Here is an 18016-nt window from a genome sequence, read left to right as displayed (position 1 = left end):
TAAAACAAACAAAAACATGAGAGTATAACACTTCTCCCATCCATATTTTTTTTTTTTTTTTGTGTGTGGTGGGGGGGGGGCCCCCCCCCCCCCGCCCCCCCCCCCCCCCCGACCGTGACGAGATGATCCGTTTCATTGTTCGCCGGCTGCTCGGCGCAGTGGTGGTCGTGTGGGTCGTGAGCCTGGTGACCTTCGCGGTCTTCCAGCTCGCGCCGAAGCTCAGCGGGCAGAGCCCGATCTACTACTACATCGCCAAGCAGCCGCCGCCCGTGGGCAGCGTCCAGTACAAGGAACTGCTGCACGCCTACGGCTTCGACCGGTCGCTGCCGGCGCAGTACTGGAAGTGGCTGACCGACATCTTCCACACCCACACGCTGACCAACGGCGGTGGCGAGTCGAACCTCTGCCACGTGCCCTGCCTCGGCTACTCGTTCAAGCTGCACACCCCGGTGACCTCGCTGATCATGTCGGCGCTGCCGGTGACGGTCAGCCTGGCGATCGGCGCGTCCATCCTGTGGCTGTTCTTCGGCCTGCTGGTCGGCACCATCTCCGGCCTGCGTCCGAACTCGATCTTCGACCGCGCCGGCATGGTCACCACGCTGTCCGCGGTCTCGCTGCCGGTGTTCTTCACCGGCCCGGTCTTCCTGCTGCTGTTCGTGTACAAGTGGAAATGGCTGGTCAACGTCGACTACGCCAGCATCACCGACGATCCGGTGCAGTGGTTGCGCAGCATGATCCTGCCGTGGATCACGCTGGCGCTGACCTTCGCGGCGCTCTACGCGCGCCTCACCCGGGCCAACATGATGGAGACGATGAACGAGGACTTCATCCGCACCGCGCGGGCGAAGGGCCTCCGCGAGCGCAAGGTCGTCGTCCGGCACGGACTGCGCGCGGCCCTGACGCCCATCGTGACCATCTTCGGCATCGACCTCGGCACGCTCATCGGCAGCACCGTCATCACCGAGAACGTCTTCAACCTGCGGGGGATCGGCTATCTCACCATCCAGGCGATCAGCACCAAGGACCTGCCGGTGATTCTCGGCGTGACCGTCATCGCGGCCATCGCCCTGGTGGTCGCCAACGTCATCGTCGACGTGCTGTACGCAGTGGTCGACCCGCGAGTGAAGTACTGAGAGATGACCGTGCGCGCCCAATCCCTCGAGACCGTCGACGACCCGTCCGCGGTCCCCGAGTCCTTCCTGTCGGTGCGCGACCTGCGCGTCCGGTTCCCCACCGACGACGGTGTCGTGAAGGCCGTGGACGGCCTGTCCTTCGACCTGCAGCGCGGCCGCACCCTCGGCATCGTCGGCGAGTCCGGCTCCGGCAAGTCGGTGACCTCGCTCGCGATCATGGGGTTGCACAACCCTCGCCGCACGCAGATCTCCGGTGAGATCTGGCTGGACGGCCAGCAGCTGGTCGGCGCCGATCGCGAGGACGTGCGCAAGCTGCGCGGCCAGCAGATGGCGATGATCTTCCAGGACCCGCTGTCGTCGATGCACCCCTTCTACCGGGTCGGCGACCAGATCATCGAGGCCTACCGCGTCCACAACGATGTGAGCAAGAAGGTCGCCAAGAAGCGGGCCGTCGAGATGCTCGAGCTGGTCGGCATCCCGCAGCCCGACCGTCGCGTCGACGACTACCCGCACCAGTTCTCGGGCGGCATGCGCCAGCGCGCGATGATCGCGATGGCGCTGGTCTGCAACCCGTCGCTGCTCATCGCCGACGAGCCGACGACCGCGCTCGACGTGACCGTGCAGGCCCAGATCCTCGAGCTGATGAAGGAACTGCAGCGCGAGTTCAACTCGGCGATCATCCTGATCACCCACGACCTCGGGGTCGTGGCCGAGAGCTGCGACGACGTCGTCGTCATGTACGGCGGCCAGTGCGTCGAGCAGGGCACCGTCGAGGACGTCTTCTACCACGCGGACATGCCCTACACGTGGGGGCTGCTCACCTCCATGCCGCGCATGGACCGGCAGCGGCAGAACCGGCTGGTGCCGATCGCCGGCCAGCCGCCGTCGCTCATCAACGTGCCGAAGGGCTGCGTCTTCAACCCGCGCTGCGCGTTCCAGGAGCACGTCAGCCCGTCCGGCGAACGCTGCCACACCGAGCGTCCCGACCTGCTGCCGCGCCCGGACGGTCACGCCGCGCGGTGCCACATCGACCCGAAGGAGCGAGAGCTCATCTGGAACGACACGATCAGGCCGCAGCTATGACGTCGGTCGATCTCTCGAAGCGCGAGTCGGACGGCGACCCGGCCGGGCACTCGGACGCGCTGCTCAGCGTCCGCGACCTGCAGAAGCACTTCCCGGTGCGCAACGGGCTGCTGCAGCGGCAGGTCGGGGCGGTGAAGGCCGTCGACGGCGTCAGCTTCGACGTCGGCGCCGGTGAGACGCTCGGCCTGGTCGGCGAGTCCGGCTGCGGCAAGTCGACCGCGGGTCGCGTCATCAGCAAGCTGCTCGAGCCGACCGGCGGCTCGATCCGCTTCAACGGCGAGCAGATCGAAGGACTCCGGCGCGGGCGCATGCGGCCGCTGCGCAGCGAGATCCAGATGATCTTCCAGGACCCGTACTCGTCGCTGAACCCGCGGCACACCATCGGCACGATCGTCGGCGCGCCGTTCCGCATCCAGGGCGCGAAGCCCGAGCGCGGCATCAAGGCCGAGGTGCAGTCGCTGCTCGAGCGGGTGGGGTTGAGCCCCGAGCACTACAACCGCTACCCGCACGAGTTCTCGGGCGGCCAGCGCCAGCGCATCGGCGTCGCGCGGGCGATCGCGCTGCGTCCGAAGCTGATCATCTGCGACGAGCCGGTGTCGGCGCTCGACGTGTCGATCCAGGCCCAGGTCGTGAACCTGCTCGAGGACCTGCAGCAGGAGTTCGGGCTCGGCTACATCTTCATCGCCCACGACCTGTCGGTGGTGCGCCACATCAGCGACCGCGTCGCGGTGATGTACCTCGGCAAGATCATGGAACTCGCCGACCGCGACACGCTCTACAGCGCGCCGATGCACCCGTACACGCACGCCCTCATGTCGGCGGTGCCGGTGCCCGACCCGCACAAGGAGCAGCGCCGCCAGCGCGTGCTGCTCAAGGGCGACCTGCCGAGCCCGATCAACCCGCCGTCCGGCTGCGTCTTCCATACCCGCTGCCCGCTCTACCGCGAGGTGCTGGACGAGTCGCAGAAGGAGCAGTGCCGCACGGTGGCGCCGACGCTCGAGGACAAGGAGCCGGGCCACCAGGTGTACTGCCACTTCCCGATCGTGCGGGCGGACATCGCCGCGGCGGCCGACCAGGGCATCAGCGATGCCGAGATCACCGAGATCACCGAGCCCGAGCCGAAGGACGCTCGGTAGGTTCGAGGTCATGCCCGACCGCCGAATGCTGCTGGTGCACGCCCACCCGGACGACGAGAGCATCGTCTCCGGCGCGACCATGGCCAAGTACGTGGCCGAGGGCGCGCAGGTGACGCTGGTGACGTGCACGCTCGGCGAGGAGGGCGAGGTGCTCGTACCCGAGCTGGCCCAGCTCGCCGCCGACCAGGCCGACCAGCTCGGCGGCCACCGCATCCACGAGCTCGCCGCCTCGATGCGCGAGCTCGGTGTCACCGACCACCGCTTCCTCGGCGGCCCGGGACGGTTCCGCGACAGCGGCATGATGGGCACGCCGGCGAACGACAAGCCGCGGGCGTTCTGGCGCGCGGCGAGCGACCCGGCGCGCTTCGACGAGGCGGTCGCCTGCGCGGTCGAGGTCGTCCGCGAGGTGCGGCCGCAGGTGCTCGTCACCTATGACGAGAACGGCGGCTACGGCCACCCCGACCACATCATGGCGCACCGGGTCGCGATGGCCGCGGCCGCGCGCGCCGCCGACCCGGCCTACGGGGACGGCGAGCCGTGGACGATCAGCAAGATCTACTGGGCCGCGCTGCCGAAGTCGATGCTGCGCCAGGGGTTCGAGGCGCTCGCCGGTGACGCCGAGCGTGCCTTCGGCGTCGCCGACGTCGACGACCTGCCGTTCGGTGTCGAGGACGACGTGATCACGACGATCATCGAGGCGCCGGAGTTCGGCGCCGCCAAGTCGGCCGCGCTCGCGGCGCACGCAACCCAGATCACCGTCGACGGCCCGTTCTTCGCCCTCTCGAACATGCTCGGACGCGAGGTGCTGGCCACCGAGCACTTCCAGCTCGTCCGTGGCGAGCCCGCCGAGCCCTTCGACGATCGCGGGTGGGAGACCGACCTGTTCGCAGGTCTGTCCGCATGAACGATCGGCTTGTCCCCAGCAGCAGTCGTTCCGGGGCGTCGCAGACGACTGGGTCAGGGGACAAGGCGGATGTCTGGTGCTGGGTGGGCGTGGCGCTGTGTACGGCGGCGGCGTTGCTCGGGGCCCTGGTCGAGTCGATGCTGGTGCCGCTCTACGCGGGCTCGGTGCCGATCCCGCTGGCGCCGGTGCTGGCCGTCGTGCTCAACGTCGTGCTCGTGACGACCGGCCGCCGCGCGGTCGGGCGGGCCCTCGGGGGCGTGCTGCCGTTCCTCGGCTGGTTGGTACCCGTGCTGGCGTTCAGCGGCTACCAGCCGCCCGAGCAGGACGTGATCTACCCCGGCGGCAGCGGGCCCCTGCCGTGGATCGGCTACGGCGTCGTGCTCGGCGGGGGACTGGCCGGCGCGGTCGCGCTGATGCTCAGTGCGCCGCTGCCGCAGGCGCGGACGAGGGCGGGTCAGCAGCCGTCCACCGGCGCGACGCCGGGCCCGGCCACGGGGTCGCGCCGATAGCGGTAGGCGTGGTGCACGTGGTAGCCGAGCGACTCGTAAAGCGCGACCGCGGGCTCGGAGTCGACCTCGACCTGCAGGTAGCTGCGTGCCGCGCCGTGCTCACGACCCCAGCCCCAGAGCGCCTGGACGATGCGGCGGGCCAGGCCCTCGCGCCGCCGCTCGGGTGCGACCTCGACGGCGAACACGCCCAGCCAGTCCTCGTCGACGACACCGCGTCCGATGGCGATCGTCGCGCCGCCGTCGCGCACCGACGCGAACACCACGGTGTCGTGGCGGGTGAGGACGGCGCGGGCGAGCTCCGGCGACTCGGCGCCCCGTGACCAGCGGGCCAGCCACGCGTCGTCCGGCTCGGCCGTGAGCTCGACGCCGTCGGCGGGCTCGGTCGTGCCCGGCAGCCGGGTGGTCATGACCGCTGCGTCGAGCTCCGGGGCGAAGCCCCGCTCGCCGAGATCGGCGTCGAGCAGGCGGCGCGACTCGGTCGGCACCGAGAACAGCAGCGGCAGCCCGCGTTCGGCGTACCAGGCGGGTGCCTGCTCGATCGCCTCGCCGACCGGCAGCCCGGGCGGGCGCAGCGGCAGCACCGAGTTGGCGCGCTTGGTGAACCCCTGATCGGCCCGCAGCTGCCAGCCGCCGAGCTCGGCGTGCTCGGCCGGTCGCCAGCCGCGGGCGACGACCGCCTCGAGCGCGAGCTCCTCGGCGGTCGACGGCGGCACCAGCCGGGCGATGGCGACGGTCCGCGGATCGATGCGCACCAGCTCGCCGCGCTGCTCGACGACGGCGGCATCGGGGGCGAGGTCGACGAGATCACCGACCACGTCGCCGAACTGCGCGCGGCCGTCGTCCGCGACCGCGATCACACGGCGCACACTGACGCGCCGCCCCACCCAACTCGACTCGATCCCGCCCGGCATACTCTTCAGCATCGCAGGAGTGATTCGTTGCGTGAGGAGCGCCCGTGACCTACGTGATCGCCGAGCCGTGCGTCGATGTGCTGGACAAGGCGTGCATCGAGGAGTGCCCGGTCGACTGCATCTATGAGGGCGAGCGGATGCTCTACATCCACCCCGACGAGTGCGTCGACTGCGGTGCCTGCGAGCCGGTCTGCCCGGTCGAGGCGATCTTCTACGAGGACGACCTGCCCGAGCAGTGGCGCGACTACACCGCCGCCAACGCCGACTTCTTCCGCGACCTCGGCTCGCCCGGCGGCGCGTCCAAGGTCGGCAAGACCGAGCACGACCCCGAGTTCGTGAAGAGCCGCCCCGCGGGGTCTGCAGACCACTGATCTACTTGCGGTACATGGTGGCGACGACCTCGGTCGCCGGGGCGGCCGAGGTCTTCCAGCCGCCGGTGCGCGTCCAGGTGTGGTGGTCGTAGTCGACCCGCTCGATGCCGAGCTGGTAGCTCCAGGCGACGAACCACGCCGCGGTCTGCCAGTGGGCGCCGGCGACGTGCACCGCGTCGAGGGACGCGACCGGGGCGGCGATCGGGAGGTCCGAGCTGACCAGCTGGGCCACCCGCGCGGTCGAGGCGACGGCTGTCGGTGCCTCGAAGTCGCAGCTGATGCCCGCGGGCTGCGTGCCGTCGAGCGCCTGCGCGATCGCCAGCGCCTCCGGCTCGTGCTTGGCGTAGGCCGAGCCGTCGGCCGAGATCTGCACCGCCTGCACGACCTCGGCGAGGGGCCGGGTGCGCCAGCGCGGCACCTTCACCATGGCGTCCAGGAACTCCTTGGTCGCCTCGCCGACGTCGTTCAGCACGTCCGCGTGGCCGCCGCCCCACCCCTGCGACGGTCGCTGCTGCAGCACGCCCACGCTGTCGCGGTCGCCCTCGTTCGGCTTGAGGTTGTGCAACTTGCTCTCCTGCAGGCCGGCCGCGAGGACGAGCACGCTCGCCCGCTCGGGCAGCGCCGGACGGTGCTTGGCGACGGCGCCGACCATCGTGGCGGCGACCGAGGCCTGCTCGGGGTCGAGGTCGTAGCCGCTGATCGAGCAGCCGTCGCTGCGGAACGCGTCCTTCGCCTTGTCCCAGAGGGCGCGCCCGCCGTACCAGACGCCGACGACGAGCGCGACGACCGCGACGAGGGTGATGGTGAGCCGGGTGGAGCGCGACATCAGTCGTTGGCGTGCAGCGCTTCGTTGAGGGCGACGCCGGAGCCGGCGCGGGGGCGCGCCTCGAGCGCGCCGGTGGTGCTGTTGCGCCAGAACTGCCAGCCGTCCTGACCGGAGAGCTCGGCGGCCTTCACCACCCGGCCGTCGGGCAGCGTGAGCTTCGAGCCCGCGGTGATGTAGGTGCCCGCCTCGACGATGCAGTCGTCGCCGAGCGAGATGCCGATGCCGGCGTTCGCGCCGATCAGGCAGCGGCGCCCGACGCGGATCGTCTCCTTGCCGCCACCGGACAGCGTGCCCATGATCGACGCGCCCCCGCCGACGTCGGAGCCGTCGTCGACGACGACGCCGGCCGAGATGCGTCCCTCGACCATCGAGGCGCCGAGCGTGCCGGCGTTGTAGTTCACGAAGCCCTCGTGCATGACGGTGGTGCCGGACGCCAGGTGTGCGCCGAGACGCACCCGGTCGGCGTCGGCGATGCGCACGCCGGCGGGCAGCACGTAGTCGACCATGCGGGGGAACTTGTCGACCCCGAGCACCTGCACCGGGCCGGCCGCCTTGAGCGCGGCGCGGACGGTCTCGAACCCCTCGACGGCGCAGGGCCCCGCGGTCGTCCAGACGACGTTCGGCAGCACGCCGAAGATGCCGTCGAGGGAGACCTCGTGCGGGCGGACGAGCCGGTGCGAGAGCAGGTGCAGCCGCAGGTAGACGTCGGGCACGTCGGCGGGCGCGGTGCCGAGGTCGATCTCGACGCGGACGACGGCCGTGGTGACGCCACGTGCCTTGTCCTCGCCGGCCAGCGCGGCGAGCTCGGGCGGCTCGGTGGCGTCGGCCGGCGCGGTGCCCAGCGCCGGCGCGGGGAACCACGTGTCGAGCACCTTGCCGTCGGCGGCGGTGGTGGCGAGGCCGAAACCCCAGGCGCGGCGCTGCGTGTTCACGTCGGTCGTCTCGTCCCCGGTCACGCGTGCCAGGGTAACGAGCCGGGCTGACAGGAACCGTTGCGTAGCCTGCGGATGTGCCTGCGTCGTCCCTGGACCTCAGCCTGGACGCCGCGACGCTGACCGCGGCGCTCGTCGACGTGCCGTCGGTGTCCGGCGACGAGCAGCAGCTGGCCGACCTGGTCGCGGCCGCCCTCGCCGCGCTGCCCGGCCTGGCCGTCGAGCGCTGGGGCAACGTCGTGCTGGCCCGCACCGGGCTCGGCCGCCCGCAGCGGGTCGTGCTCGCGGGGCATCTCGACACGGTGCCGATCGCGGACAACGTGCCCTCGCGGCTGGTCGACGGCGTGCTGCACGGCTGCGGCACCGCCGACATGAAGTCCGGCGTGGCGGTGCTGCTGCGCGTGGCCCACCTCGTCGGCACCGGCGCGCTCGACCCGCGGGTCGACCTCACCTTCGTCTGCTACGACTGCGAGGAGGTCGAGGCCGCGCGCAACGGGCTGAACCGGCTCGTCGCGGCCGGGCGGGGCGACGCGCTCGCCGGCGACTTCGCCGTGCTGCTCGAGCCGACCGACGGCGTCATCGAGGGCGGCTGCCAGGGCACGATGCGCGCGGTGATCACCACGACCGGCGTGCGGGCGCACAGCGCCCGCTCGTGGCTCGGGCGCAACGCGATCCACGAGGCGGCGCCGGTGCTCGCGCGGCTCGCGGCGTACGAGGCGCGCACCGTCGACGTCGACGGCCTCACCTACCGCGAGGGGCTCAACGCCGTCGCGATCAGCGGGGGAGTGGCGGGCAACGTCATCCCCGACGAGTGCCGGGTGACGGTCAACCTGCGCTTCGCGCCCGACCGGACGGAGGCCGACGCCGAGGCCCACGTCCGCTCGGTGTTCGCGGGCTTCGACGTCGAGATCGTCGACTCGGCGCCGGCCGCGCGGCCGGGGCTCGATGCCCCCGTCGCCGCTGCGATGGTCGCCGCGACCGGCCGGCCGGCACGGGCCAAGCTCGGCTGGACGGACGTCGCCCGCTTCGGCGTGCTCGGCATCCCGGCCGTCAACTTCGGGCCGGGCGACCCGAACCTGGCGCACAAGCCCGAGGAGCACGTGCCGGTGCAGCAGGTGCTCGACTGCGAGGACGCGCTCGTCCGCTTCCTGCGGGCATAGCCGACGCGTGGGCGTGGCCGCGACGCGCAGGGGGCGCGCCGACCGTGGTGGACGCGCCCCCGTGTGCTTCGTCCGGCGTCAGAAGTGCAGGCGCCAGACCTGGCCCGAGGTGTCGACCCCTGGGATGCCCGCACCGCCGGCCGGCATGATCGACCACGCCGACACGTAGACGTTGTTGTGCGAGTCGACCGCGACGCCGGCCGGGAACGGCACGTCGGTGTTCTGCCGCGTCCCGTTGTGCACGCGGGTCAGCACGCCGGTGATCTGCGGGTTGAACGGGTGTGCCTGCGGGGCGAACAGCTGGCTGACGTACACCGAGCCGTCGCGGCCGAGGGCCACGCCGGTGACTGCCGAGAAGCCGAACCAGGTGGCGACCCGGTGACCCCGCGCGTTGAGCTCGACGACCTGTCCCTGACCGGGCGTGAGGCTGCTGAGCCCGCCGACGTAGACGTTGCCGTGGCTGTCGGCCGCCATCGAGGTCGGCACGAAGTTGCAGCCCTTGAACGGCTTCTTCGGGTCGTACTGCGAGGCGCACGGGCCGGTGGTGACGTTCGGGAAGACGTGGAAGACGCTCACCGCACCGGTGCGCGACACCTTGAGGACGTCGTTGCCCGCGGCATCCGCGACCAGCCACCCGCCGCGGTAGTCGATGACCGCGTACGGGTCGGAGTCGAAGCCCTTGCCGTCCGGGTCGTGCCGCCGCTCGAACGCGGTGATGTTCGCGACCGACGTCTTCTGCGACTGGTAGGGCCTGGTGAGCAGCAGCCGCCCGTTCTGGCGGTTCGCCGGCAAGTTGGCCGGGAAGTAGGTCTCCTGCACCGCGATGCTGCCGAGCCGGTTCGCGGCGACGCCGTCGGAGCCGACCGCGCCGCTGCCGACGGGTTGGCCGGGCGCGGCCTCCGCAGCGCCGGCGGAGAGCAGGCCGGTCACGATGCGGTGCGGACGCTGACCGGCCGACCGCGCCGGGTCGAGCACGAGCGAGATCGAGCCGGTGAAGCCGATGCCCTGCTTGCCGCCCTCGGGATCGGTGATGGTGGCCTGGTGGCCACCACGGCCGGCCTCGGCGATGAGCAGGGCGTCGTCGGCCGGCACGAGGTCGAGCTGTCGCGGGTTGTTCAGGTGCGACACGACGACGGTGTGCGGCAGGCTGACGTCCTGCGCGAGCGCCGGCGCGGCACCGAACGTCGCGGCCATCGTCGTGCCGACCAGACCGACCGTCGACAGCCCGGCGACAACCCGCCGTCGCCGCTTCGTCATGGATGGAACGGACATTGTTGGTCATACCTCCCCCGCGCGTGGCACCGATGCCCCGGGCTGCTCCCGGTTCGCGCTGGTGGAGGAAGCTAGACCCCTTGATCGCTGAGGAGAAGACCTTGATCGGAATTCGTCGCAATCGGGTGGTGACCCATGGCCGCTGACCGCGATCGCAAGCAGCAGCAACGCGGCCCGGTGCTGCTGCGCGGCGGCCAGGTGAAACCCGGGACGACCGACCAGCGCCTGCTCGACTCGCGCGGACCGTCGGACTGGGTGCACACCGATCCCTGGCGGGTGCTGCGCATCCAGAGCGAGTTCGTCGAGGGCTTCGGCGCCCTGGCCGAGCTGCCGTCGGCGGTCTCGGTGTTCGGGTCGGCGCGCACCCCGCAGGACCACCCCGAGTACGCGGCCGGCCGCCGCCTGGGCGCCGCCCTTGCCGAGGCCGGCTACGCCGTGATCACCGGCGGCGGCCCCGGCGCGATGGAGGCGGTGAACGGTGGCGGGTCCGAGGGGGGGGGCATCTCGGTCGGGCTCGGCATCGAGCTGCCGTTCGAGCAGAGCCTGAACGACTGGGTCGACATCGGCATCAACTTCCGGTACTTCTTCGCGCGCAAGACGATGTTCGTGAAGTACGCCCAGGCCTTCGTGATCATGCCGGGCGGCTTCGGCACGCTCGACGAGATGTTCGAGGCGCTCACGCTGGTGCAGACGCACAAGGTCACGCGCTTCCCGGTCGCCCTCTACGACGTCGCGTATTGGCAGGGGCTCATCGACTGGCTGCGCGGACCGCTGCTCGAGGGCGGCAAGATCAAGGAGGCCGACCTCGACCTCATCATGCTCAGCGACGACATCGACGAGATCGTCGAGCACATCCTGCGCTCGAACCACGCGGCCTCGCCGCAGGCCGACGCCGAGGAGCGGGCGACCGAGGGACTGATCCGCGAGCTCGGCTACCCGTGAACATCTGCGTCTTCTGCTCGTCCTCGCTCTCCATCGACGACCGATACGTCTCGCTCGCCGCTGCCGTCGGCACCCGGGTCGCGGCCGACGGCCACGGCCTGGTCAGTGGCGGCGGGCGGGTCTCGATGATGGGGGCGGTGGCCTCCGCCGCCCGTGCCGGCGGCGCGCACACCCTGGGCGTCATCCCGCAGCACCTGGTGGCCTACGAGGTCGCCGATGACGCCGCCGACGAGCTGGTCGTCGTCGACACCATGCGCGAGCGCAAACGGATCATGGACGAGCGCAGCGACGCCTTCCTCGTGCTGCCCGGCGGCATCGGCACCCTCGAGGAGTTCTTCGAGGCCTGGACGTCGCACTCGCTCGGCATGCACGCCAAGCCGGTGGTGGTGCTCGACCCGGACGGCTTCTACGACGGGCTCTTCGACTACCTGCACACGCTGCGCGACCAGGGCTTCGTGCGCGACGAGGCGCTCGCGTCGGTGCAGCGGGTGACGACCGTCGACGCGGCCTTCGCGGCGCTCGACAGGCGTTGAGGGCAGCGGCGCCCGAGGCTCAGCCGCGGGGCAGGCCGGCGCCGTGCTGCTGGAAGTCGAGCAACCGCTGGTTCTCGTAGGCGGTGCGCTCGGCCGTGCGGTCGAGCTCGCGGAACATCGTCTTGAGCGTGCGGATGCCGTCGGGATGCTGGCGGGCGATCGCGGCGGCCAGGTCGAGGGCGGCCGCCTCCGCCGCGTCGGCTGGGACGACGCGGTGCAGCAGCCCGAGCCGGAACGCCTCGTCGGCACCGATCGACCGGCCAGTGAACACGAGGTCCTTCGCCGTCGCGACGCCCACCAGCTGGCTCAGCCGGGCCGGCCCGACCGGCACGCCGAGGCGGGCGCCGGCCCACGCCAGCTTCAGGTTGTCGCCGCCGACGCGCAGGTCGGCACCGGCCACGATCTCGGCGCCCGCGCCCACGCAGTTGCCGACGCACACCGCGATGATCGGCACCGGGAAGGCGTCGACGGCCGCGTAGGCGCGGGTGAACGCCGCCATCCGCGCGACGCCGCCGGCGTGGTCGAGCGGCTCGCCGACGTCGGCGCCGGCGCACAGGGCGGTGGTGGAGGTCGTCGACACGACGAGCGCCCGCAGCGTCGCGTCCGCGGCGAGGTCGTCGAGCTGGCCGTTCAGCAGGTGCAGCGAGGCGGTGTCGAGCGCGTTGCGCTTCTCGGGCCGGTTCAGCCGCAGGATCGCGATGTCGTCGGTGCGCTCGAGCAGCACGGGGGCGGTCACGGCGGCCCACGCTAACGCGCGCCGACATGGCACGATCGTCGCGTGCACGATCTGCTGGTCTACGGCGGTCTGGCGGTCGTCGTCGCCGCCGGGCTGTTCGCCCTCGCCACCTGGCTGCTGCCGGCCGGCGAGCAGATCGCGCCGCCGGTGCGCGACGACCCGTTGTGGACGCTGCCGGACGACCGCCGGCTCGAGGGGCAGGACGTGGACGCGGTGAAGCTGCCCGTCGCGCTGCGCGGCTACCGCTTCGCCGAGACCGACCAGCTGCTCGACCGGCTCGCGGCCGAGCTGCGGGAGCGCGACGAGATCATCGCCCGGCTGCGGGCGCACGAGCCGGCAGACGGCGCCGACGGGGCCGTCGCGTTCGACGGCGCCGAGGCCGAGCGCACGGCCGAGCCGCAGCACACCCCGGGCGATGACGACGTCGACTGACCGCCCGCGCTGTGTCTGGGCGCTCGGCGCGCCCGAGTACGTCGCCTATCACGACGACGAGTGGGGCACGCCCCTGCACGGCGACACGGCGCTGTTCGAGCGCCTCTCGCTCGAGGGCTTCCAGTCCGGGCTGTCGTGGCTGGTGATCCTGCGCAAGCGGCCGGCGTTCCGGGCGGCGTTCGCCGGGTTCGTCCCCGATGCTGTCGCCGCCTTCGGGCCGGACGACGTCGAGCGGCTGCTCGCCGACGTCGGCATCGTGCGCAACCGCAGCAAGATCGAGGCGACGATCGGCAACGCGCGGGCGCTGCTCGACCACGTGCCCGAGGGCCTCGACGCGCTGCTGTGGTCGTTCGCCCCGTCAGACCATCGGCGCCCGCGCACCGTCGCCGACGTGCCGGCCACCTCGGCGGAGTCGACGGCGATGGCGAAGGAGCTCAAGCGCCGCGGTCTGCGCTTCGTCGGCCCGACGACCGCCTACGCCCTCATGCAGGCGACGGGCATGGTCGACGACCACGTGGCCGACTGCTGGCGCGCGACCGTCGTCAGTCGAGGCCGGCGCGCAGGTCGGTGAGGGCCGGCTCGGGATCGGCGGCGAGGGCCGTCTCGAGCGCGGCGCGGAGGTCGGCGACGAACGCGTCGCCGTGGCGGCGGGCGAGCCCGGCGATCCGTGCGAGGTTGGCCGGACCGAAGTGCGAGACGACGTCGAGCGCCTCGTCCCACAGCCCGTGCTCGTGGGCTGCCGTGATGATGCCGTCGAGGCGGTCCTCGATGAGCGTGGCGAGCCGGTCGAGCTCGTCCTTGCGCTCGAGGTGGAACGACAGGTGCAGCAGGTCGACGTCGCGCACCACCGGCAGCAGCGCCCGGATCGAGCGGTCGTCGAGCGTCGTGACCAGGCTGCCCATCGTCACGAACTCGTGCTCGGCGATGAGCCGTTCGGTGACGGTGATCATCAGCTCGAGCGGCAGCACCGGGATCAGCCGGCCGATGCGCCGCGGATCCATCACCTTCGCCGCTTCGGCGAGGTAGTCGGCCGGCAGCCGCGAGGCGATCTTGACGGCGCGGTCTGGCTCGAGGGCCGACACCAGAGCGGCCGCGAGCATCGGCGGCACCGCACGCGGCGTGATGTGCGCATTGATCGCGATCGGCACGAGCCGGCCGGCCGCGGCGATCCGGTGCAGCAGCGCGTCCTCGCCGGCGTACAGCCGATCCAGGACGAGCGGACGCAGCGCCCGCAGCGCCGACGACCCGGCCGGGGCGAGGTAGTCGAGCGCCTCGGGCTCGACGCCGAGCGCGCGCGCCAGCCGCACCAGCTCGGCCCGCACCTCCGTCGACTCGGACACCGCGGCTCAGAGCCCCAGCACGCGGCGGACGGCCGGACGGAAGTGGCGGGGCAGCAGCGCCAGCGAGGCGTCGATGGCGGCGTCGATGTCGGCCACCCGCCGCGCCTTGCCCGCACGCAGGTCACGCATCAGACGGTGCAGCGCCTCGTCGTCGAGCCGGTCGAGGCCGTCGGGCAGCGGCGCCCGCAGTTCGGCGGCGAGCTCGCGCGCCGCCGGCCGCCCGGCCGGGTCGTCGGTGCCGGTCACCGCCCCGTCACCGGCCGACGAAGGTCGGCTTCTGCTTGGCGACGAACGCCGCGGTGGCGGCGGGGTGGTCGACGGTCCGGCCCATCGCGGCCTGCAGCTCGCCCTCCTTGGCCAGGGCGTCGGCGAGGGTCGCGGTCGCCGCGTAGGCGATCGACTGCTTGATCGCGGCATAGGCGGCGGTCGGGCCGGCGGCGAGGCGCTCGGCGAGTTCGAGGGCGGCGGGCAGCAGCCGCTCGGGCTCGACGACGGCGTTCACCAGCCCCATCTCCAGCGCCGACTCGGCCGTGATCGGCTCGGCCAGCAGCGCCAGGGCGGTGGCCCGCGCCGCGCCGATCAGGCGGGGCAGCGTCCACGAGACACCGCTGTCGAGCGTCAGCCCGACGTTGGCGAAGGCGAGCAGGAACCCGGCGTTCGCGGCGGCGATCCGGAAGTCGCAGGCGAAGGTGAACCCGGCGCCGGCGCCCGCGGCCATGCCGTTCACCGCGGCGATCACCGGCTTCGGCATCGTCGCCAGGGCGAGCGTGATCGGGTTGTAGTGCTCGGTCACCGTGCTGAGCGGCGACGGGTCGTCGGCCTCGATCAGGGCGACGTGCTCGCGCAGGTCCTGACCGACGCAGAAGCCGCGCCCGACACCGGTCAGCACGACCGCGCGCACGCTCGGGTCGGCGGCCACGTCGCGGGTCGCCTCGACCAGCGCGTCCTTGAGTTCGAGGGTCAGCGCGTTCATCGCGTCCGGCCGGTTCAGGGTCAGTGTCGCGACGCCACCCGAGCGCTCGACCAGCAGCACATCACTCACGCGCCGGACGCTACGCCCCCGGGGTTGGGCATCGGGCGCGGGATCAGGAAGAATGGCTCGAGCATTCCGCTCGCGATCCGTGTCCCGACACGGATCGCCACTGTCAGGAGGTAGACATGGCGGCCATGAAGCCGCGGACGGGCGACGGCCCGCTCGAGGTGACCAAGGAAGGGCGCGGCATCGTCATGCGCGTTCCGCTCGAAGGCGGTGGACGTCTCGTGGTCGAGATGACGCCGGACGAGGCGAGTGCGCTCGGCGACGCCCTGAAGCAGGTCGTCAGCTGATCGAGGACGTTCGGGCCCCGGGGCCGGCGCGAGCCGGCACCGGGGCCGTTCCTTTCCGGCGCCCGGGCGGGCGTCCGGCGCGTCTCGGAGGAGGTCCATCGTGCTGACCGTGCGGCTGGTCGACGACGACCGTGACGCCACGCCGGTCGAGGCGGCCGGCGACCCGGCCGCGTTGCGTGTGCTCGGCGGGCGGCTGGCCCGCGCGAACGACGACGACTGGGTGCGGTTGGCGGTCGGCCCGCTCGCGGGCGACCGTCTCGCGGCCTTCGTCGAGGGCCTCGTGCTCGGCGACTACCACTTCAGCGCGGCCGCCGGTTCGGGCGCGTCGTCGCGGGTGGCCGAGCTGGTCGGGCCGCGTGACGCCGCCGCGCTCGCCGACGGGCTGCGGTCGGCCGCCGCCTCGGTGTGGGCCCGCGACCTCGCCAACACCCCGGCGGCGGTGAAGACGCCGGCGTGGCTGGCGGCGCAGGCCGTGCGCGAGCTGTCGCCGGTCGGGGTCGACGTGCAGGTGCACGACGAGCAGTGGCTCACCGAGCAGGGCTTCGGCGGTTTGCTCGCCGTCGGCGGCGGGTCGGCGTCGCCGCCGCGGTTCGTCGAGGCGGTCTGGAAGCCGCGCCGCGCGAAGGCCGGCACGCACCTCGTGCTCGTCGGCAAGGGCATCACCTTCGACACCGGCGGCATCAACCGCAAGACCGGCGACGGGATGCGCACGATGCACACCGACATGAGCGGCGGCGCGGCCGTGCTCGCGGCCCTGCGGGCGGTCGCCCAGCAGCGGGTGCCGGTGCGGGTCACGGCGCTCGTGCCGATCGCCGAGAACTCCTTCGGCGGCGGCTCGTTCCGGCCCGGTGACGTGATCCGCCACGTCGGCGGCCGCACCAGCGAGATCGGCAACACCGACGCCGAGGGACGCCTGGTGCTGGCCGACGCCCTCGCCTACGCGCGCACGCGGCTGCGTCCGACCGCCATGGTCGACGTCGCGACGCTCACGGGAGCGATGAAGGTGGCCCTCGGGCTGCGGACGGCCGGGTTCTTCGCGACGACCGACGACCTCGCGGTCGGGCTCGACGCCGCGGGCGCGGCGGCCGGCGAGCCGCTCTGGCGCATGCCGCTGCGCGAGGACTACGCGGGCAGCCTGCGCTCGGACATCGCCGACGCGAACAACGCGCCCGGCAACCCCGGCGCGATCACGGCGGCGCTGTTCCTCAAGCGCTTCGTCGGCACCGTGCCCTGGGCCCACCTCGACATCGCCGGCCCCGCACGCGCGCCCGAGGACGACGGCTTCCTCGCCCGCGGCGCCACCGGCTTCGGCGCGCGCCTGCTGGCCCGCTGGGTCGAGGCCCAGGCCTGATCGTCGCCCGATGACCGAGTTGGTGCTGCCGTTCGTCGTGCGCATCGAACGGGCGACGCCGCCGACGCGCACCGACGCGCTCGAGGCGGCCGCGCGCGCGGTGCTGCTGCTGCTCACCTCGGGCCGCTGGCCGGACGAGATCGCCGCCTGGGACGGCCAGCGCATCCGCAAGGTGGTGCGCCGTGCCCGCGCGGCCGAGTGGCGCCGCGCGCTCACCGTCGAGGGGCTCGACGTCGTGCACCGCTCGTGCGAGCTGCGCGTCTACCCGCCGGTGCCGGTCGACGCGTGGCCGCCGGAGCTGGCCCGGCTGCAGGTCGGCGGCACGAACCTCGAGGACGCGGACGAGCCCGCGCCTGTGGCGTCCGGACCGGTCGTGCTGCTCTCACCGCATGCCGACATGACCACCGGCAAGGCGATGGCGCAGGCCGCGCACGCGGCGCAGCTGGGCTGGCGCTCGCTGTCCGATCCCGAGCGTGCCGCCTGGCAGCGCGACGGCTTCCCCCTCTCCGTGCGCGACGCGACGCCGGCGCAGTGGCAGGCCGCCGTCGACGCCGGTGCCCCGGTCGTGCACGACGGCGGCTTCACCGAGGTCGCCCCCGGCACCGCCACCGCCCTGTTCGTCCGGGGCTAGTGGGCCAGCGAGCGGTAGAGATCGACGGTGCGGTGGGCGATGGTGTCCCAGCCGAACTCGTGGACGGCGCGCTCGCGGCCGGCCCTGCCCATGGCGGTCGCGCGTGCCGGGTCGGCGCACAGCGCGTTCACTGCGTCGGCGATGCCCGCCTCGAACTCGTCCGTCGAGACGGCGTGATACGGGACGAGCGTGCCCGTCAGCCCGTCGGCGACGACCTCGGGGATGCCGCCGACGGCGCTGGCCACGACGGCCGTCTCGCACGCCATCGCCTCGAGGTTCACGATGCCCAGCGGCTCGTAGACAGAGGGGCAGACGAACACGGTCGCGTGCGTCAGCAGCTCGGTCAGCTGCGGCCGAGGCAGCATCTCGTGGATCCAGACGACGCTGTGGCGGGTCGCGGCGAGGTGGTCGACCGCGGCGGTGGTCTCGGCGGCGATCTCAGGTGTGTCCGGGGCGCCTGCACAGAGCACGAGCTGGATGTCCGGGTC

General features: G+C 72.5%; 23 protein-coding genes. 14 read left to right on the top strand and 9 right to left on the bottom strand.

Annotated elements, in window-relative coordinates; translation table 11 throughout:
• Positions 1-122: 122 nt before the first annotated feature.
• The 5 genes from ACTHMS_RS13905 to ACTHMS_RS13885 all read left to right on the top strand — a co-directional run bounded on the left by ACTHMS_RS13905 (position 123) and on the right by ACTHMS_RS13885 (position 4765).
• A complete protein-coding gene (locus tag ACTHMS_RS13905) occupies positions 123-1133 on the top strand; it encodes an ABC transporter permease (protein ID WP_440307269.1) in 1011 nt (336 codons plus the stop codon).
• Between the two features lie 3 nt (positions 1134-1136).
• Complete coding sequence (locus tag ACTHMS_RS13900) at positions 1137-2216, top strand: ABC transporter ATP-binding protein (RefSeq protein ID WP_440307268.1); 1080 nt, start codon at positions 1137-1139, stop codon at positions 2214-2216.
• Complete coding sequence (locus ACTHMS_RS13895) at positions 2213-3352, top strand: ABC transporter ATP-binding protein (protein WP_440307267.1); 1140 nt, start codon at positions 2213-2215, stop codon at positions 3350-3352. The genes ACTHMS_RS13900 and ACTHMS_RS13895 overlap by 4 nt, the downstream gene beginning before the upstream one ends.
• A gap of 10 nt (positions 3353-3362) precedes the next feature.
• Positions 3363-4256, top strand: coding sequence for an N-acetyl-1-D-myo-inositol-2-amino-2-deoxy-alpha-D-glucopyranoside deacetylase (gene mshB / locus ACTHMS_RS13890; protein WP_440307266.1), 894 nt, complete (start codon positions 3363-3365; stop codon positions 4254-4256).
• 89 nt (positions 4257-4345) lie between these two features.
• Positions 4346-4765, top strand: coding sequence for a hypothetical protein (locus ACTHMS_RS13885; RefSeq protein WP_440307265.1), 420 nt, complete (start codon positions 4346-4348; stop codon positions 4763-4765).
• Here ACTHMS_RS13885 and ACTHMS_RS13880 read toward each other — a convergent pair.
• Positions 4711-5622 carry a GNAT family N-acetyltransferase gene (locus tag ACTHMS_RS13880; RefSeq protein ID WP_440307264.1) on the bottom strand — a complete coding sequence of 304 codons (912 nt, stop codon included), beginning with the start codon at positions 5620-5622 and terminating at the stop codon, positions 4711-4713. The genes ACTHMS_RS13885 and ACTHMS_RS13880 overlap by 55 nt on opposite strands.
• Positions 5623-5720: 98 nt before the next feature.
• On the opposite strand from ACTHMS_RS13880, the gene fdxA reads away from it, so the two are divergent.
• On the top strand, positions 5721-6047 hold the full coding sequence (fdxA, locus tag ACTHMS_RS13875; protein WP_440307263.1) for a ferredoxin: 327 nt from the start codon (positions 5721-5723) through the stop codon (positions 6045-6047).
• A 1-nt stretch (position 6048) separates the two neighbouring features.
• On the opposite strand, the gene ACTHMS_RS13870 is transcribed toward fdxA, so the two are convergent.
• Entirely contained in the window at positions 6049-6873 is an 825-nt protein-coding gene (locus tag ACTHMS_RS13870) for a hypothetical protein (RefSeq protein WP_440307262.1), read from the bottom strand.
• Positions 6873-7829 carry a 2,3,4,5-tetrahydropyridine-2,6-dicarboxylate N-succinyltransferase gene (dapD, locus tag ACTHMS_RS13865; RefSeq protein WP_440307261.1) on the bottom strand — a complete coding sequence of 319 codons (957 nt, stop codon included), beginning with the start codon at positions 7827-7829 and terminating at the stop codon, positions 6873-6875. The genes ACTHMS_RS13870 and dapD overlap by 1 nt, the downstream gene beginning before the upstream one ends.
• Positions 7830-7882: 53 nt before the next feature.
• Between dapD and dapE the strand changes: the two genes are divergently transcribed.
• A complete protein-coding gene (gene dapE, locus ACTHMS_RS13860; protein WP_440307260.1) occupies positions 7883-8965 on the top strand; it encodes a succinyl-diaminopimelate desuccinylase in 1083 nt (360 codons plus the stop codon).
• Positions 8966-9043: 78 nt separating this feature from the next.
• Here the strand turns inward: dapE and ACTHMS_RS13855 are convergent, their stop codons facing one another.
• Positions 9044-10222, bottom strand: a complete 1179-nt coding sequence (locus ACTHMS_RS13855) for a ScyD/ScyE family protein (protein WP_440307259.1) — start codon at positions 10220-10222, stop codon at positions 9044-9046.
• A gap of 150 nt (positions 10223-10372) precedes the next feature.
• On the opposite strand from ACTHMS_RS13855, the gene ACTHMS_RS13850 reads away from it, so the two are divergent.
• Both ACTHMS_RS13850 and ACTHMS_RS13845 read left to right on the top strand, forming a co-directional pair.
• On the top strand, positions 10373-11179 hold the full coding sequence (locus ACTHMS_RS13850; RefSeq protein ID WP_440307258.1) for a TIGR00730 family Rossman fold protein: 807 nt from the start codon (positions 10373-10375) through the stop codon (positions 11177-11179).
• Positions 11176-11712 carry a TIGR00730 family Rossman fold protein gene (locus tag ACTHMS_RS13845; RefSeq protein ID WP_440307257.1) on the top strand — a complete coding sequence of 179 codons (537 nt, stop codon included), beginning with the start codon at positions 11176-11178 and terminating at the stop codon, positions 11710-11712. Before ACTHMS_RS13850 ends, ACTHMS_RS13845 begins: the two co-directional genes overlap by 4 nt.
• A gap of 19 nt (positions 11713-11731) precedes the next feature.
• Here ACTHMS_RS13845 and ACTHMS_RS13840 read toward each other — a convergent pair whose 3' ends face one another.
• Positions 11732-12448 carry an enoyl-CoA hydratase/isomerase family protein gene (locus tag ACTHMS_RS13840; RefSeq protein WP_440307256.1) on the bottom strand — a complete coding sequence of 239 codons (717 nt, stop codon included), beginning with the start codon at positions 12446-12448 and terminating at the stop codon, positions 11732-11734.
• Positions 12449-12490: 42 nt separating this feature from the next.
• On the opposite strand from ACTHMS_RS13840, the gene ACTHMS_RS13835 reads away from it, so the two are divergent.
• Positions 12491-12880 carry a hypothetical protein gene (locus ACTHMS_RS13835; RefSeq protein WP_440307255.1) on the top strand — a complete coding sequence of 130 codons (390 nt, stop codon included), beginning with the start codon at positions 12491-12493 and terminating at the stop codon, positions 12878-12880.
• Positions 12864-13451 (top strand): DNA-3-methyladenine glycosylase I, encoded by a 588-nt coding sequence (locus ACTHMS_RS13830; RefSeq protein WP_440307254.1) that lies wholly within the window; start codon positions 12864-12866, stop codon positions 13449-13451. The genes ACTHMS_RS13835 and ACTHMS_RS13830 overlap by 17 nt, the downstream gene beginning before the upstream one ends.
• On the opposite strand, the gene ACTHMS_RS13825 is transcribed toward ACTHMS_RS13830, so the two are convergent.
• From ACTHMS_RS13825 to ACTHMS_RS13815, 3 genes are read right to left on the bottom strand one after another with little or no spacing between them, the layout of a single operon-like run.
• Positions 13423-14220, bottom strand: coding sequence for a hypothetical protein (locus ACTHMS_RS13825; protein WP_440307253.1), 798 nt, complete (start codon positions 14218-14220; stop codon positions 13423-13425). The two genes, ACTHMS_RS13830 and ACTHMS_RS13825, sit on opposite strands and share 29 nt — an antisense overlap.
• A 6-nt stretch (positions 14221-14226) precedes the next feature.
• On the bottom strand, positions 14227-14466 hold the full coding sequence (locus ACTHMS_RS13820) for a hypothetical protein (protein WP_440307252.1): 240 nt from the start codon (positions 14464-14466) through the stop codon (positions 14227-14229).
• Between the two features lie 7 nt (positions 14467-14473).
• Positions 14474-15262 carry an enoyl-CoA hydratase/isomerase family protein gene (locus tag ACTHMS_RS13815; RefSeq protein ID WP_440307251.1) on the bottom strand — a complete coding sequence of 263 codons (789 nt, stop codon included), beginning with the start codon at positions 15260-15262 and terminating at the stop codon, positions 14474-14476.
• A gap of 116 nt (positions 15263-15378) precedes the next feature.
• On the opposite strand from ACTHMS_RS13815, the gene ACTHMS_RS13810 reads away from it, so the two are divergent.
• From ACTHMS_RS13810 to ACTHMS_RS13800, 3 genes are all read left to right on the top strand, one after another.
• Positions 15379-15546 (top strand): DUF3117 domain-containing protein, encoded by a 168-nt coding sequence (locus tag ACTHMS_RS13810; protein WP_440307250.1) that lies wholly within the window; start codon positions 15379-15381, stop codon positions 15544-15546.
• 100 nt (positions 15547-15646) lie between these two features.
• Positions 15647-16897: a leucyl aminopeptidase family protein gene (locus ACTHMS_RS13805; RefSeq protein WP_440307249.1), complete on the top strand. Its 1251-nt coding sequence runs from the start codon at positions 15647-15649 to the stop codon at positions 16895-16897.
• Between the two features lie 10 nt (positions 16898-16907).
• Positions 16908-17528: a peptidyl-tRNA hydrolase gene (locus tag ACTHMS_RS13800; protein WP_440307248.1), complete on the top strand. Its 621-nt coding sequence runs from the start codon at positions 16908-16910 to the stop codon at positions 17526-17528.
• Here ACTHMS_RS13800 and ACTHMS_RS13795 read toward each other — a convergent pair.
• On the bottom strand, positions 17525-18016 hold a 492-nt coding region (locus tag ACTHMS_RS13795; RefSeq protein ID WP_440307247.1), incomplete at its 5' end, for a glycosyltransferase. The two genes, ACTHMS_RS13800 and ACTHMS_RS13795, sit on opposite strands and share 4 nt — an antisense overlap.

This window comes from Jatrophihabitans sp. (assembly GCF_051960575.1).
GTDB lineage: Bacteria > Actinomycetota > Actinomycetes > Mycobacteriales > Jatrophihabitantaceae > JBQCEE01.
The sequence above is the reverse complement of the archived record's forward strand: the minus strand, read 5'-3'. Positions and strand labels throughout refer to the sequence as shown.

Bases quoted from the DNA above. Each gene is read 5' to 3' on its own strand.
- ACTHMS_RS13905 (WP_440307269.1), top strand. From the start codon at position 123: ATGATCCGTTTCATTGTTCGCCGGCTGCTCGGCGCAGTGGTGGTCGTG.
- ACTHMS_RS13900 (WP_440307268.1), top strand. From the start codon at position 1,137: ATGACCGTGCGCGCCCAATCCCTCGAGACCGTCGACGACCCGTCCGCG.
- ACTHMS_RS13895 (WP_440307267.1), top strand. From the start codon at position 2,213: ATGACGTCGGTCGATCTCTCGAAGCGCGAGTCGGACGGCGACCCGGCC.
- mshB (WP_440307266.1), top strand. From the start codon at position 3,363: ATGCCCGACCGCCGAATGCTGCTGGTGCACGCCCACCCGGACGACGAG.
- ACTHMS_RS13870 (WP_440307262.1), bottom strand. From the start codon at position 6,873: ATGTCGCGCTCCACCCGGCTCACCATCACCCTCGTCGCGGTCGTCGCG.
- ACTHMS_RS13855 (WP_440307259.1), bottom strand. From the start codon at position 10,222: ATGACGAAGCGGCGACGGCGGGTTGTCGCCGGGCTGTCGACGGTCGGT.
- ACTHMS_RS13850 (WP_440307258.1), top strand. From the start codon at position 10,373: ATGGCCGCTGACCGCGATCGCAAGCAGCAGCAACGCGGCCCGGTGCTG.
- ACTHMS_RS13830 (WP_440307254.1), top strand. From the start codon at position 12,864: ATGACGACGTCGACTGACCGCCCGCGCTGTGTCTGGGCGCTCGGCGCG.
- ACTHMS_RS13810 (WP_440307250.1), top strand. From the start codon at position 15,379: ATGGCGGCCATGAAGCCGCGGACGGGCGACGGCCCGCTCGAGGTGACC.
- ACTHMS_RS13800 (WP_440307248.1), top strand. From the start codon at position 16,908: ATGACCGAGTTGGTGCTGCCGTTCGTCGTGCGCATCGAACGGGCGACG.